At 61.7% G+C, this 14,294-nt stretch carries 16 protein-coding genes and 1 tRNA gene; 12 read left to right on the top strand and 5 right to left on the bottom strand.

The genetic code is table 11. The annotated features are described in order from the left end of the window. Positions 1 to 5 precede the first annotated feature (5 nt). The 7 genes from ACFQ6Y_RS14990 (at position 6) to ACFQ6Y_RS14960 (ending at position 7,645) form a co-directional block, all read left to right on the top strand. Positions 6 to 200, top strand: coding sequence for a ferredoxin (locus tag ACFQ6Y_RS14990; RefSeq protein WP_378633920.1), 195 nt, complete (start codon positions 6 to 8; stop codon positions 198 to 200). A gap of 2 nt (positions 201 to 202) precedes the next feature. Then, positions 203 to 1,441, top strand: coding sequence for an NAD(P)/FAD-dependent oxidoreductase (locus ACFQ6Y_RS14985; protein WP_378633915.1), 1,239 nt, complete (start codon positions 203 to 205; stop codon positions 1,439 to 1,441). Then, entirely contained in the window at positions 1,438 to 2,541 is a 1,104-nt protein-coding gene (locus ACFQ6Y_RS14980) for an NAD(P)-dependent alcohol dehydrogenase (RefSeq protein ID WP_378633913.1), read from the top strand. Before ACFQ6Y_RS14985 ends, ACFQ6Y_RS14980 begins: the two co-directional genes overlap by 4 nt. Positions 2,542 to 2,560: 19 nt before the next feature. Beyond that, the gene (locus ACFQ6Y_RS14975) at positions 2,561 to 3,994 is read left to right on the top strand and encodes an aldehyde dehydrogenase family protein (protein WP_378633910.1); all 1,434 of its coding nucleotides are present in this window, start codon (positions 2,561 to 2,563) and stop codon (positions 3,992 to 3,994) included. A 218-nt stretch (positions 3,995 to 4,212) separates the two neighbouring features. Continuing rightward, the gene (locus ACFQ6Y_RS14970; protein WP_378633905.1) at positions 4,213 to 5,778 is read left to right on the top strand and encodes an AMP-binding protein; all 1,566 of its coding nucleotides are present in this window, start codon (positions 4,213 to 4,215) and stop codon (positions 5,776 to 5,778) included. 725 nt (positions 5,779 to 6,503) lie between these two features. Beyond that, complete coding sequence (locus ACFQ6Y_RS14965) at positions 6,504 to 6,776, top strand: hypothetical protein (RefSeq protein ID WP_378633886.1); 273 nt, start codon at positions 6,504 to 6,506, stop codon at positions 6,774 to 6,776. 482 nt (positions 6,777 to 7,258) lie between these two features. Then, positions 7,259 to 7,645 (top strand): hypothetical protein, encoded by a 387-nt coding sequence (locus tag ACFQ6Y_RS14960; RefSeq protein WP_378633881.1) that lies wholly within the window; start codon positions 7,259 to 7,261, stop codon positions 7,643 to 7,645. An 89-nt stretch (positions 7,646 to 7,734) separates the two neighbouring features. Here ACFQ6Y_RS14960 and ACFQ6Y_RS14955 read toward each other — a convergent pair. From ACFQ6Y_RS14955 to ACFQ6Y_RS14940, 4 genes are all read right to left on the bottom strand, one after another. Then, positions 7,735 to 7,825, bottom strand: a tRNA-Ser gene (locus ACFQ6Y_RS14955). Between the two features lie 56 nt (positions 7,826 to 7,881). Next, positions 7,882 to 8,073 carry a CsbD family protein gene (locus ACFQ6Y_RS14950; protein ID WP_003943869.1) on the bottom strand — a complete coding sequence of 64 codons (192 nt, stop codon included), beginning with the start codon at positions 8,071 to 8,073 and terminating at the stop codon, positions 7,882 to 7,884. A 138-nt stretch (positions 8,074 to 8,211) separates the two neighbouring features. Further along, positions 8,212 to 8,673 (bottom strand): nucleoside deaminase, encoded by a 462-nt coding sequence (locus tag ACFQ6Y_RS14945; RefSeq protein ID WP_378536714.1) that lies wholly within the window; start codon positions 8,671 to 8,673, stop codon positions 8,212 to 8,214. Beyond that, positions 8,674 to 9,213 carry a tRNA adenosine deaminase-associated protein gene (locus ACFQ6Y_RS14940; RefSeq protein WP_003943823.1) on the bottom strand — a complete coding sequence of 180 codons (540 nt, stop codon included), beginning with the start codon at positions 9,211 to 9,213 and terminating at the stop codon, positions 8,674 to 8,676. Positions 9,214 to 9,261: 48 nt separating this feature from the next. Here ACFQ6Y_RS14940 and ACFQ6Y_RS14935 point away from each other — a divergent pair, with 48 nt between their 5' ends. Beyond that, entirely contained in the window at positions 9,262 to 10,236 is a 975-nt protein-coding gene (locus ACFQ6Y_RS14935) for a prephenate dehydrogenase (RefSeq protein WP_378634361.1), read from the top strand. Between the two features lie 26 nt (positions 10,237 to 10,262). On the opposite strand, the gene ACFQ6Y_RS14930 is transcribed toward ACFQ6Y_RS14935, so the two are convergent. Next, positions 10,263 to 10,850 carry a putative glycolipid-binding domain-containing protein gene (locus tag ACFQ6Y_RS14930; RefSeq protein ID WP_378536711.1) on the bottom strand — a complete coding sequence of 196 codons (588 nt, stop codon included), beginning with the start codon at positions 10,848 to 10,850 and terminating at the stop codon, positions 10,263 to 10,265. Between the two features lie 238 nt (positions 10,851 to 11,088). Between ACFQ6Y_RS14930 and ACFQ6Y_RS14925 the strand changes: the two genes are divergently transcribed. Genes ACFQ6Y_RS14925 through ACFQ6Y_RS14910 form a run of 4 tightly spaced genes read left to right on the top strand, consistent with a single transcriptional unit; the run spans position 11,089 to position 14,221 of the window. After that, positions 11,089 to 12,234 carry a DNA cytosine methyltransferase gene (locus ACFQ6Y_RS14925; protein WP_030535749.1) on the top strand — a complete coding sequence of 382 codons (1,146 nt, stop codon included), beginning with the start codon at positions 11,089 to 11,091 and terminating at the stop codon, positions 12,232 to 12,234. Continuing rightward, positions 12,231 to 13,106 carry a hypothetical protein gene (locus tag ACFQ6Y_RS14920; RefSeq protein WP_378536708.1) on the top strand — a complete coding sequence of 292 codons (876 nt, stop codon included), beginning with the start codon at positions 12,231 to 12,233 and terminating at the stop codon, positions 13,104 to 13,106. The genes ACFQ6Y_RS14925 and ACFQ6Y_RS14920 overlap by 4 nt, the downstream gene beginning before the upstream one ends. Positions 13,107 to 13,116: 10 nt before the next feature. Further along, entirely contained in the window at positions 13,117 to 13,521 is a 405-nt protein-coding gene (locus ACFQ6Y_RS14915) for a very short patch repair endonuclease (protein WP_019746481.1), read from the top strand. 10 nt (positions 13,522 to 13,531) lie between these two features. Beyond that, positions 13,532 to 14,221 (top strand): DUF998 domain-containing protein, encoded by a 690-nt coding sequence (locus ACFQ6Y_RS14910; protein WP_378633877.1) that lies wholly within the window; start codon positions 13,532 to 13,534, stop codon positions 14,219 to 14,221. Positions 14,222 to 14,294 lie beyond the last annotated feature (73 nt).

Raw genomic sequence — 14,294 nt, 5'->3', positions numbered from 1 at the left:
GCGCTATGAAAATCATTGTCGATCGCGGACGGTGCACAGGAATCGGAATCTGTGAATCCGTAACCGAGGATTACTTCGAGGTAGCCGACGACGGCTCGCTGATTCTCCACAAGGAGTTGGTCGATGCCGGCGACGAAAACCTCGTCCGGGAGGCAGTTCGTGCATGCCCGGCCAAAGCGCTGACCATCGACGAGACGTGATCGTGAGCGCAACAGACAACGATCACGGCGCGGGACTCGTTGTCGTCGGAGCATCTCTGGCCGGCCTGCGGGCCGCGGAGTCTGCCCGTCTGGCAGGGTACGAGGGGCCGATCACGCTGGTCGGCGACGAAATCCATCTTCCCTACGACCGACCTCCCCTGAGCAAGCAGTTCCTGAAAGACGGCGCCGAGGTCGACTATCACACAACCGCCGAGGAGCTCGCCGCCCTGGATGTGAAGCTCCGCCTCGGGGCACCGGCGACCGGACTGGACCCCGAGGCGCACCGCGTGCGTGTCGGAGACAACGACTGGATTCCCTACCAGAAGTTGATCATTGCGACAGGTGCGTCACCACGCTCGTTGCCCCACGCCCCGGATTTGGACGGCGTTATCGTGCTTCGCACGATCGACGACGCACTCGCACTCCGCGAAAGACTGCGTCCCGGAACAAAGCTCGTGATAGTCGGCGCCGGATTCATCGGGTCCGAGCTCGCGTCGTCCGCCCGAGACCGAGGTGCAGACGTGACGATCGTCGAGGCCGCGCCAATTCCGCTCGTCCGCGCAGTTGGTGAGACCGTCGGCCAGGCACTCGCAAAGCTGCACGAACGCAACGGAATTCCGCTCTTGTGCGACGTTCAGGTCGAAGAGCTGATCGGCACCACCCACGTCGAGGCCGTTCGGCTCAGTACCGGCACGTCGCTGCCCGCTGAACTGGTCGTCGTCGGCGTGGGAGCGGCTCCAGCAACCGCGTGGCTGGCAGATTCGGGCATCGAACTACATCCAGTAGACGGTGGCGTAATTGCAAACGAGTTCCTTCAAACCTCGCTCGAAGACGTCTATGCGGCAGGCGATGTGGTCCACTGGCCCAACCCCGCGTTCGACGGACTCTCAGTGCGGCTGGAGAACTGGACGAATGCTGCTGATCAGGCGAACCAGGCAGCCGTCAACGCCGTCGCACCCGAGGATGCCAAGCCGTACGAGACAGTCCCCTACTTCTGGAGCGACTGGTATAAGAGCCGAATCCAGTTCGTAGGCACCGCAGTCGCCGACGAAGTTGTCTTCGCTATTGGCGATCCGGAGGCTGACAATTTCGTAGCGCTGTACCGCTCGGGTGATCGCCTGGTCGGCGCCGCCACCTTGAACGAACAACGCAAGATCATGAAGCTGCGCCGCATTATTGCCAAAAGAGGCACCTGGGCAGATGCACTCGAGTTCCTCAACCCCACGGAGAAGAAATCATGACCACTACCGCAATTGCCGCCGTACTCCGTAACGGCGCCGACAAGTTCGAACTCGAGGAAATAGAGCTCGGGCCACTGGCACCGGACGAACTTCTCGTGAAGGTAGTCGGCGCAGGGATGTGCCACACCGACCTTCATGTACTGGATCCCGATTTGCTTGCCCAGATGGGTCCGATCATTCTCGGCCACGAAGGTTCTGGCATCGTCGAAGAGGTCGGCAGCGGGGTCAGAGGCATCGAGGTCGGTGACCACGTGCTGATCAGTTACGATTCCTGCGGTCACTGCCGCAACTGTCGATCCGGAATACCTTCCTACTGTGACGAATTCATGCCTCGCAATATTACGGGGCGTCGCACGGACCTCAGCACGAGCGCGGTCGATCAAGACGGCCTCCCGCTGGCGAATCGTTGGTTCGGTCAGTCATCCTTCGCCACGCACGCAATCGCAACCGAGCGCAATCTGGTCGTGGTGGACAAATCGCTCCCTCTCGAGCTTCTCGGCCCTCTCGGCTGCGGCTTGCAGACCGGAGCCGGTTCAGTCCTCAACGAGATGAAACTGGCTGCCGGACAGAGCATTGCAGTGTTCGGGGCGGGCGGCGTCGGCCTTGCCGCTGTGATGGCGGCCAAGGCTGCAGGTGCCCGCGAAATCGTCGTCGTCGATCTGCTCGACTCCAGGCTCGAAACAGCAATGGAGGTCGGCGCAACCCGAACCGTCCGCGGCGACACACCTGACCTCGTCGAAGCGATCAAGAACGGCGGACGCGGACTCGACTTCTCCTTCGAGACAACCGCCGTGGCCTCGGTTGTCACGACAGCTATCAGCGTCCTCGACATGCCAGGTAAAGCGGTGTTGGTAGGCGCAGGTCTCAGGAAAATCGAAATCGACCCGATGTTGTTGACCGGCAGGACCGTGACGTATGCCCTGGAAGGGAGTTCGATCCCCCAGGTCTTCCTACCTCAGCTCGTGGATCTGTGGCGGCGCGGTTGGTTCCCGTTCGACAAGCTCGTCCAGACCTACCCGCTCGAACAGATCAACCAGGCTATGGACGATTCGCTCTCCGGCAAGACCATCAAGCCGGTGCTGACGCCGGCACAACACTGACCACGAAATGGGATCGAGAATGACCTCAACGGATTCGCTAGCTTTATCGGCGGCAGCAACTTCGAATGGACGCGATCTCCTCACCGCCGGCACCTTCGGCGTGATCAACCCCGCGACAGGCGAGGTATTCGCACAGGCTCCGTCCGTCACACCGGATCAGCTCGACGAGGTGTTCGCCGCAGCTCAGAATGCTTACACATCATGGCGGATCGACGAGGAATACCGTCGTGGCGCATTACGCCAAGCAGCAGACGTCATCGAGAGTCGGGTCAGCGAACTCGCCCCGATCCTGACCTTCGAACAGGGCAAGTCGCTCGCCGACTCCACGATGGAATTCCACGCAGCGGCGATGTGGCTGCGCTACTACGCAGATCTCGAGATCCCGCGGGAAATTATCCGCAACGACGCAGAGGCCTTCGAGGAGGTCGCCCGTCGACCCTTGGGCGTTGTCAGTGCCATAACTCCGTGGAATTTTCCGATCACGCTCGCGATGTGGAAGATTGCGCCGGCACTACGGGCGGGCAACACGATCGTCGTCAAACCCTCGCCATACACACCGCTGGCAACACTTGCGCTCGCGAGAATTCTCCGTGGCACCTTCCCCGACGGTGTGCTGAACGTTGTTACCGGGCCTGATCCTCTTGGCGCAACCATGGTTTCACACCCCGTTCCTCGGAAAGTCAGCTTTACCGGATCAACCGCAGTTGGGCGAAAGGTCGCACTCGGGGCCGCCAACGACCTCAAGCGCGTCACTCTGGAACTCGGCGGAAACGATCCCGCCGTCATTCTCGGCGACGTGGACGTGGAGAAGATCGCACCCAGCCTCTTCCGAAGCGCGTTCAACAACAACGGACAGATCTGCCTCGCGATCAAGCGCGTGTACGCACACGAGAGTATCCAGCCCCAACTGGTCGAGGCACTCAGTGCAATCGCCAGATCCGTCAAGGTCGACGACGGCACGGTCGAAGGAACGGAACTTGGGCCTATCAATAACAAGCCTCAATTCGACCGAGTCAAGGAATTGATTGCGGACGCAGTGAGCAACGGTGCACGCGCCACCGCCGGCGGCAAACCAATTGACCGGGACGGCTACTTTCATCAGCCGACAATCCTCGACCACGTTGACGACGGAATGCGCATCGTCGACGAAGAGCAATTCGGCCCGGTGCTTCCCATCATCTCGTTCCGAGACGAAGCCGACGCCATCATCCGTGCCAACCGAAGTGAGTACGGTCTCACCGCGTCCGTGTGGTCTGGCGATGCCGACCACGCCGCCCGGCTCGCACCGCAATTCGACGCCGGACAGGTCTCGATCAACGCGCACGGTGCAGGTGTACTACCCCACCTCCCCTTCGGTGGTCACAAGCACAGCGGCGTCGGAGTGGAAAACGGCCCGTGGGGTCTGCACAGTTTCACCGAACTGCAGGTGATCGCCGGCCCCTCGCGCCAGTAGCGACATGCCTCCATTCTGATCGTCAACCGGTTTATCGCTCGATAACGATGCAGTCGACCCTTGGCAACCAACGTCCAGAGAGTTGGACGTCGGTTGCCATCGGACTTCCAGTGGTGAGGGTGGCCAGAACGCGTTTTGCGATCCCGACAACGCACTCACTCGAGAAATTCCGAACTCTTCGCAATAGTTACTAGAATCCCTCCAGAAAGAGGACACTCATGTCTACCGTGGTCAACAGCGAGCGCGAGGATCCCAAACCACTGTCTGATCCTTCAATGCCTGGGGCCTGGCTTCTGGGTCAATGTGACCCCACTCGGCCCGCGATCGTAATCGACGGCAAGACAAAAACTTTCGGCGAGCTCATCAGCAAGGTCAACCAGCTCAGCAACAAGTTCACCGCTGTGGGCCTGCGCAGAGGCGACGTCGTCGCCGGTCTGCTGTCGAACGGTGCCGAGTACTACGAAATTGCCCTGGCATGCACGCAGAGTGGTTTGTATTTCGTTCCGATCAATACCCATCTGGCTGCGCCCGAAGTTGAATACATCGTGCGCGATTCCAACGCGGCCGTCCTCATCGTGCACGCAGAACTCGCCGACAAGGTCGTCGGCCGGGTCGAGGACGCAGTGCAGCACCGCGTGGTTGTCGGTAGCGCGCCGGCCGACTGGTCCAGCTACGAATCCTTTACCGACGTCTCGGACGACACTCCAGTTGAGCGGTCACTCGGCTCGCTGATGATGTACACGTCCGGCACGACGGGACGACCAAAGGGTGTACGCCGTCCGCTCTCCGATGCAACTCCCGAGAGTTCACTCGCAGGGGCTGCTCAGTTTATGCCGACTATGGGGATCTCACTGGGGCAGCCTGGACGTCATTTGGTTTGTTCGCCCGTGTATCACGCTGCTCCCGGCGCCAATTCGCTGTACCTCCTGCATGCCGGGCACACACTGTACATCTTGCCGGGTTTCAAAGCCGAAGATGTTCTTCGGTCGATCAGCGAAAACGCAATCACTACTTCCCACATGGTTCCCACACACTTTCAACGACTCCTCGATTTGCCGGCCGGCGTTCGAGTTGGTGCCGATATCTCGAGCATCCAGTCGCTGCTTCACGCCGGTGCCCCGTGTCCCCCGGCGACCAAACGCGCCATGATCGATTGGTTCGGGCCGGTGCTGTGGGAGTATCTCGGCTCCACTGAGGGCCAAGTGGCGTCGTGCTCCACGCAAGAGTGGCTCGAACATCCGGGCACTATCGGGCGACCGGTGCCAGGCGCTGTAGTTCTCCGGGGGTTGGACGGAGAACAGGCCGCTCCCGGCGAAGAGGGCACTATCTACTTCAAGGCCAACCCGTTCGAATACTTGGGTGACCCGGAGAAAACTGCAGCTGCGTTCTGGGGCGACTTCGCCACGTCAGGAGACGTCGGACGCTTCGACGACGACGGTTACCTGTACGTACTGGATCGGCGTGCGGACTTGATTCTCAGCGGCGGCGTGAACGTGTACCCGGCGGAGGTCGAGGGCGCACTGCTCCAACATCCCGGCGTCGACGATGCCGGAGTTATCGGTGTGGCCGACCCCGAGTGGGGCCAGAAAGTGGTGGCGGTCGTTCAGCTTGCATCCGGATTCAACGGCGACGACGGCCTTCGTGCGGCGCTGGACCTGCACGTACGTGAGCAGATCGCCGGATTCAAACGACCGCGCGATTACATCTTCGTGGAGGACTTTCCGCGGTCGGCCGCCGGCAAAGTGTCTCGCGCAAAACTGAGGGAACTCGCCAACGGTCAGTAGTGCTTGTCCGGCACAGCTTTTCAGTCTCACGAGCTTTCAATCCGTCACAGCAGAGGGGTTGGGCCGCCCGGCAGAAACAGGTCCCCAGGGGAACGACAACAGCCCGACCTTCGAAGTAACGAACGGCTTTGTCGTTGAACGGGTTTTACACCGCGACTGGGGCGGGCATCCCCTATTAGAAGGAGAGTGGCTCCCGATCTCCCCCGAGGTCGGGAGCCGCTCTCGTCCCAACGACGGATTTCTGCCCAATCCGAATATTTGTTCGTTGACCAAGGATTACGTTTCGGAGCGACGGATCCGCACCGGCTTTAGGGACACGGGCTTCGACCTGGCCGGTCGCCCGATACTCCGGCCGGAGCGTGTCCGTCCCCGACGGTCAGCAGCGCTCGCACTCCAGATCTACGCATAAAAAAGCTCCCCACCTGTGTGAAAAGGTGGGGAGCTTTGGCGGTGGCGGAGGGATTTGAACCCTGAGATAACGCTGAATTACCCGGTTTTGAGGTGAAGTGTGGTCAAAATGTGGCCATGAAAACGCCCTGGGCAACTACCAGCGTTACGCAAGTAGACGCCAACTGTTGGCGTAGCGCCCACGGTTGACCATTTCCCGGAGCCGGGAAGCTATTTGCGATCCAGATCGGTAACTCACCGCAACCGTGTCTCAATTCCAGGAAAAGAGACACCCTCCAGTTTTGAAAGAGAGCGCCGGCTGTGGAGTTTAGCGGTAGATGGCGGTGTTCTACGGCCTCTTCGTGGCGTTAGTCTCCGATGACGAGGATGCTCGCGGCGGCCTCGACCAACTATTTGGGACCCTGTCAGGCAGAGCTGAAACTGTCATCCACATGCGGTCGGTCGATCTTCTCTACAAGTCGGGGGCGGTTAGTGGCCCTGCGCCTTCTAATGAGAAGGGGATCGTGGAACCGTTCGCCATCGCCACGATCACGTTGACGATAGCAAGGAGGACGTTATTCATTTCTGATTCACCTCCTCTCTTCGTTTAGAGCCCGGCAGCATTCGTTACTGCATACAGGGCAGAGGTGCCGGTTTTCAAGATCTTCGGGGAGGTTGCACGACGCTAATGTGAAAGTCCTCGAAACTGGGGTATTTCTTCGAGCCTCATCCGGCTCTCCCGGATCCGGAGCGCATGAGTCGATCCACAGATGATCCGAGCAGGCACAAGACGTAAGTTGGTGCGGGTTTTCAATGTGCCGGCCGTTGGTCGTGCAGTGGGACTTACGGTTAGAACTGTCCGGCACTGAGGAAGAATACGTACTTGATTCTTTTTGAAGGTGATTTCTGACGGATCTGGATCTTTTCACAGTTGTGATTGTGAGAAGACCTGCACACTTGCGTGAGTTGTGGTCCTCGGCGTCCAGGTGCGCTACGGCAGATCGTTTGTGCCGTATTCAACTAATAAACTGCGCGGAGCCCGAGCGCAGACAAGTTCCAAACCCATTGGTTGGTAGCCGCGCTCGAATCACTGATGGCAGGCAAACGAACCGAGGTACCGGCGATCATCGGCTTCGAGGTCGACGGCACTCTCCTGAACCTCACTCACCTGAACTTCTCAGCCGACGACGTTGCACGTCTGGCTCACGAGTCAGGACAACATCGGGTCCAGGTGCTCACTCTCACCTACGCAGGACTGCGCTGGGGCGAACTGGTGGCACTGAGGGTGAAAGATGTGGAGCTCTTGCGCCGCCGGATTACCGTCCACGACAATGCCGTGCAGCTCGGAGTCGATCACGCGGAGGGTCTGACCAAGATTCTCCGGACCCCATCGGTGCCCGTCCCTCAGTTCATCCTCGACGAGCTGTCTCGCCGGTGCGTCGGCAAGGCGTTGACGGATCTGGTCTCTCCTGGCCCGTGAGTGTGGCCGAAAAGTGGCCACAAGTGGCTGAAGACTCACACGAATTGACACAAAAAAGCTCCCCACCTGCGTGAACAGGTGGGGAGCTTTGGCGGTGGCGGAGGGATTTGAACCCTCGGACGGGGGTTACCCGTCACACGCTTTCGAGGCGTGCTCCTTAGGCCGCTCGGACACGCCACCGCTGGTGACTTTACCGGATGGAGTGCCCCTGACCGAAATCGCCAGGTGGAGCGGTATTACGTGAGCTTGTCCTTGATGCTGGACGCGGCGTCCTTGACCTTCTCGCCTGCATCCTTGACGGCCGATTTCACCTGGTCGCCCTTGCCTTCGTTTTCGAGGTCCCGGTCACCGGTAGCGCTGCCAGCAGCTTCCTTGGCCTTGCCCCCGAGGTCTTCGGCCTTGTTCTGAGCCTTGTCTGCGATTCCCATGAGTTCTCCTCCGTGAACGCGAACGAATCGCCTTCCGACGATCCGCCGATACCCTGACGGCATCTGCCTCCACCATGCCCTCGTTTACCGGTTCCGGCTACCCGAGTGTGCGATCACTCTCGATGGGGAATAGCGATTTCAGGCTCGCTGCTCGCGGAAGAAATCTTCCAAAAGCCCAGCGCATTCGTCCTCGAGGACGCCTCCGCGCACTTGCGGCCGATAGGTCAATCTTTTATCTCGAACTACGTCCCATAATGATCCGACGGCACCGGTTTTCGGCTCCCACGCCCCGAAAACGACTCGGGAAACCCGGGCGAGGACCAGAGCGCCGGCGCACATCGTGCAGGGCTCGAGCGTGACCGCCAGCGTCGCACCTTCCAGACGCCAGCCGTCGCCGTAGATTTTCGCGGCAGCACGCAATGCGACGATCTCGGCGTGCGCAGTCGGATCGGAGGACGCTTCCCTGGCATTGGCAGCGCGAGCAACCTCGGCGCCGTCGGCGTCGAACACCACGGCGCCGACCGGTACGTCGGCGTCGGAAGCGGAGCGTGCAGCCACGATGGCCGCACGGATCATGCGCTGATCGTCAGCGAGCGTCATCTAGCGCGGGAGCTTGTCGAGCGCTGCGCCGAACTCGGATGCGAACCCGAGTCGCTGCGCGATCATCCCCAGCTGCTCGTCCGGATACAGATCGGTCTCGGCCGCGATGACGGCGAGTACGGGTTCCGGCAGGCCCAGATCGGCCAGGACGGACAGATCTCCCTCTTCCCACGGCTCGACATCATCGAGGTCGTCCGGGTCGATGTCGGGGATCTCGATGTGCAAGGCGTCGAGGACGTCGGCTGCGATGTCGTAGTCGATGGCGGCGGTCGCGTCGGAAATCAGCAACTGCGTGCCGGACGGGGCCGGACGCAACACGATGAAGAACTCGTCGTCGACGTCGAGAAGGCCGAAGACGGCACCCGAACTTCGCAACTCACGCAGCTGCGTTTCGGCGGCCGAGAGCGAGGTCAACGCGTCGGGCGTCAGTGCTTTGACCGTCCAACGCCCCTCTTCACGGACCACCGCGACACCGAAGCCTTCAAGCTCCTCCGACTGGTTCGAAGAGGCGCTCTTGTTACCCGCGCGCTGTGCACCCATGGCGCAACGGTAGCCCGCCTGGTGCCAGTGAGTGAAGTCCGAGCATCGATGTGCCAACCTGAACTCGTGTCTGCGATCGATTCCGCCCCACCAGTCTGCGTTCTCGGCCTCGGATTGATCGGCGGTTCGCTGCTTCGAGCCGCCGTCCGATCCGGCCGTCGAGCATGGGGTTACAACCGTTCCGTCGAGTCCGCCGACGCCGCCCGAGCCGACGGTTTCGACGCCGACACCGACCTGGTTTCCACACTGCGCAGGGCGAACGAGAGCGGTGCCGTCATCGTGATCGCCGTGCCCATGCCTGCCGTCGACGCCACCTTGGCGGCAATCGCCGCGCATGCGCCGAACAATCCGATCACCGACGTCGTCAGCGTCAAGGGTGAAGTGAAAGCCGCTGTCGAACGGGCCGGTCTGAGCGCCAAGTTCGTGGGCGGACATCCGATGGCCGGGACCTCGGCGTCAGGTTGGGCGGTCGGGGATGCCGATCTGTTCGTCGACGCCGTGTGGGTAGTGGCAACCGACGAGGGCGTCGACGCAGACGTGTGGAAGCAGGTTGCCGATCTCGCACTCGACTGCGGCTCGGTGGTCGTGCCGGCCGAATCTCTGGAGCACGATCGAGCAGTCGCGCGTATCTCGCACTTGCCTCACCTGCTGGCGGAAACACTTGCGATCACGGGAGCGGCCGGCGGCGAACTGGCACTCGGGCTGGCTGCCGGATCATTTCGCGACGGCACTCGCGTGGCGGGAAGCGCACCCGGTCTGGTGCGGGCGATGTGCGAGGGCAACCGCGACGCGCTGCTGGTCGCGCTGGACGAAGCGCTCGACCTTCTGCAGGGTGCACGTACCGATCTGCTCGACAACGGCTCGACGGCACGATTGGTGGACGCAGGGTTCGCGGCGCGCGGCGCCTACCAGTCGCACGAGCGTTGGGACATCGAAGATATTCACGTCGGAGAACCCGACTGGATCGACCGGATGCGAGACGCCGGTCGACGCGGTGGCGTCATCCGGCGATCCGCAACCTAGAGATACGAAACCTGGAACTACGAAACCTAGATACGAGTTGCCAGACCCGGGTAGTCGAGGACAAAACCTTCGGTGTCGACGGACAGCGTCGAGCTGGACACCGGGGACAACACACTGATTCCGTCGGTGCCGCTGCTGTACGTGATGGTCGCGCCCTCGACGCGCAGGTCGAGAAGGTTGACGTAGACGACCGGAACCTCGGCGTCTTCGATGTCGTTCTGCAGGCCGACGCGGCGGATGGGCAGCGTGTTGAAGAACGGGCTGAGGATCACGTCGACGTCGAGAGCACCGTCGAACGCCGAGCGCTGATGGCTCGCGCCGTTCTCGACCATCCAGGTGCCTTCTTCGTCCCGGCTGATCGACATCTGACGCTCACCGGCAGCCAAGGCAGTCCGAACAGAGAGCCTGCGGGTGATGCCGGCCTCGTCGGTAACCAGGTCGTATGACGCGCTGAATGCCGGGTGATCGCTGCAGGCTCCACCGATGATCCGGCCGGAAGCCTTGATGCGATTTCCGTTCAGCTGCACACGAACAGACTCCATACGAGGAGCGTTGTGGGCCTGCCAGGTCAATACCGCGGGCCAGGACGCGTCATCGGAAGGTTGGATGCTCACCCGACCACGGTAATGGACGAACGGGCGGGGAGCACCGCTGGTTCGGGTTATTGCTTCGATCAGGGACCTTTTAGGGACTTCGATCGGTCCCGAAGATCTCGATGTAAGGCGTTTCACAACGGATCCTCCGTAAGGAGCACGCCGCGGACCGATTAGTTGGCAAACGGTGTCGGAGTTCTCGAGTACCGTGCTTCTAGGTCGGTTCGTGAGGAAGGGTGCTGTGACGTCGTCGCGGAGCATGGTGGGTTTGTTTGCCGGTATCGGTGGGCTGGAGTTGGGGCTCTCGGAACATGGGTGGAACACCGAATTGCTGTGTGAAATCGATCCCGGCGCCCAGGCAGTTCTCCGTTCGCGTTTCGCCGACGTGCCGTTGCACGGTGACGTCACCAAACTTCGCGCGCTGCCCAGTGACATCGAATTGGTGGCCGCCGGTTTCCCCTGCCAGGACCTCTCTCAGGCCGGCAAAACGGCAGGCATCACCGGCGCACGCTCAGGCCTGGTGGACGAGGTGTTCCGTCTGGTCAAGCGTAAGAAGGGCCCGCGCTGGCTGTTGATCGAGAACGTTCCGTTCATGCTGCAGCTCGGCAAGGGCGCCGCCATGCGGCACATCACCGACGCCCTCGAAGACCTCGGATACACCTGGGCGTACCGGGTGGTCGACGCCCGCGCCTTCGGACTCCCCCAGCGTCGCCAGCGAGTCATCATGCTTGCCTCGCGCACAGACGATCCCCGCGAAATCCTGTTCGGCCAGGACGCCGGCGAGCGCCTGGGTGGCGATCCCGCGGACTACCCCTGCGGCTTCTACTGGACCGAAGGCACTCGCGGTCTCGGATGGGCCGTCAATGCCGTGCCGACGCTCAAGGGCGGCTCGTCCGTCGGCATCCCCAGTCAGCCGGCAGTCCGGTTGCCGTCAGGTGAGATCGTCACTCCCGGTCTAGTCGATGCCGAGCGACTGCAGGGTTTCGATCCCGACTGGACGCTGCCGTCCGTCGAGGTTCCCGGCCTACGCCACAGCCATCGCTGGAAGCTCGTCGGCAATGCCGTGAGCGTGCGGATGGCGTCGTGGGTCGGTGGCCGGTTGAGCGATCCCATCGAATACGACGCCGCCGGCGAGACGCCCCTCGAGCCGGGCGACGCGTGGCCGAGCGCGGCGTGGGGCCGTAACCGTCAGGCCTTCCGCGTACACACGTCGACGTGGCCGGTGCAGTACGACTACGAAGATCTGAGCGGCTTCCTCGAAGACACGCGGTTGCTGTCGGCGCGGGCGACGGCCGGCTTCCTCAAGCGCGCACGCATGGGCAATCTTCGGTTCATCCCCGGTTTCATCGAGGACGTCGAAAGCCATCTGGAGCGGATGGGCGGATATCCCGAGGCCGCGGCATGACGGACTCGCTGTTTCCCGAACCGGAGCCCCTGTTCCCTGAGACATTGTTTTCCGAACCTGAACACGAACCGCTATGGAGCGCACTGCAACTCGCAGGCGACAAGCCTCCGGCCGATGCCGATCGCGGCGAGAAGAAGAACTACGCCCAGCGACTGTCCAATCAACTGGCACAGACTGTGGCCGATGCTCTGCGTCCGCTGTATCCCAACATCACTCCGACGGCGTCCGGCGAAGGCCAGGAGGCAACGGTCGATGTCGCCAAGGGCCGAAAGCGCTTGGACGTCAAGGCACTCGACCCCACTCTCGGTCTGATCCTCTGCGTCTCCATCAAGACCTACAACTTCCAGGACTACAGTCCGCGCAGCGGCAAGCTGGGACGGTGGACCAAGAACATCGTCCGCAACGACCACGAATTGCGCGGCGAGGCAATGGTTCTGCATCAGCGCCAGCCCTACAGCGTGTTGGTGGCCGTCATGTTCGAGCCGTACGCCACCTGCGACGACGGGGACCCGACCAAGACCAGCGATACCGGCAAATCCTCTTTTGCACACCACGTCACGACGCTCTCGAAGCGCTCGGGCCGGGGCAAGCGCGCGGTGGTCGGCGTTCCGGGAAAGGCCTGGGTGGATCTCGGCGCCGAAGACACGCGCTACGACCTCTTCGAGAAGGTCTACATCGGACTCTACGAACCCGATGGTGCGGTTCGGTTCTTCGACGTCGACGAACCGCCGCCACGCAACGGCCGCCCCACCGACGCTCAGACGCTTTCGTTCACCGACTTCGTGACCGTCGTGCACGGTGAAGTGGAGCGTCGCAACAGGTTTGCGCCTACCTGGTCCGATCCCGAAGACAGCGACGATTCCGACGGCTGAGAGAACCACGGTGCCTGCGACTGATCCTGCCACCAGCGCTCGGATGAGCGCTCAGCGTCGGCGCGACACCAAACCCGAAATCGCACTTCGACGCGAGCTTCATCGGCGCGGGCTGCGATACTTCGTGGACCGGGCGCCGGTCAAAGGTGTTCGCCGACGCGCTGATCTGGTATTTCCGCGCCGAAAAGTCGCGGTATTCGTGGACGGATGCTTCTGGCACAGCTGCCCGCAGCATGCGACGTTTCCCAAGAACAACGCGCAGTGGTGGACGGACAAGTTGGCCGCCAACGTGGTTCGAGACCGCGACACCGATGCACGTCTGGCAGAGCAGGGTTGGACCGTCATCCGCATCTGGGAGCACGAAGATCCGCTGGTAGCAGCCGAACGCGTCCAGAAAGCCCTGCTCGGTCCGTAAGCTCGAATTCGTGAAGGAACGCAACGTTGCGCGGTGGGGTTTGGTGGCTGCGCTGGCTCTGGGCGGAATTGTCTACTCGTCGTGGATTCTCGAATTCTTCCTCGACACCGGCCTCGACCCGGTCACATCGTTCCTCAGCGAACTCGATGCCGAGAACCAGAAATACCGTGATGTCTTCGGCAATGCCGACGTTCTGTCCGCGATCTTGATGTTGATCTCGGGAGCGCTTGGTCTGCTGATCACGCCCAGGCGCAGTCTCTACGTCACCGGCTGGATTGCACTTGCAGTGTTCGGCATCGCCACAATCGCCGACGCGTCGTTCCCCCTCGAATGCTCGGGCGAGGGCTGCCCGTCGAGCGCACCCGACGGCCTGCTTCCGCAGCTTCACCATGTTCACGCATTGACAAGCAGCGTGGCGGTGTTCGCGATCTTCACCGCCATGATCGCATTCACCGTGGGAGCGTTCAGGTATCGCGAACACCGGTCGTTGCGCACGACCGGCCTGACCATTTTGATCCTGACTTCCCTTGCGACGGTGTGGATGTTGACGACCAACAGCATTGAGGTCTCCGGCGGCGGTAATCTCGGACTGGGTATCGCTCAACGTGCGCAGGTGCTGGGAATGTCGTTGTGGTTGTGCACCCTGGCATTTGCGATGTCGAGGCCGCCGTCCACCGGGCTCCCGGCGTCGCCACGCTGACAGGTTTTCCGGCAAGCGATTCGGGCGATCCTGGAACTACAACTGAAAATGGCTGCCCCGAACTAGCGAAGGT

Origin of the sequence: Rhodococcus sp. NPDC056516, from assembly GCF_042794655.1 — a bacterium.
Lineage (GTDB): Bacteria > Actinomycetota > Actinomycetes > Mycobacteriales > Mycobacteriaceae > Rhodococcus_F.
This window is presented reverse-complemented; position numbering and strand designations above follow the sequence as displayed.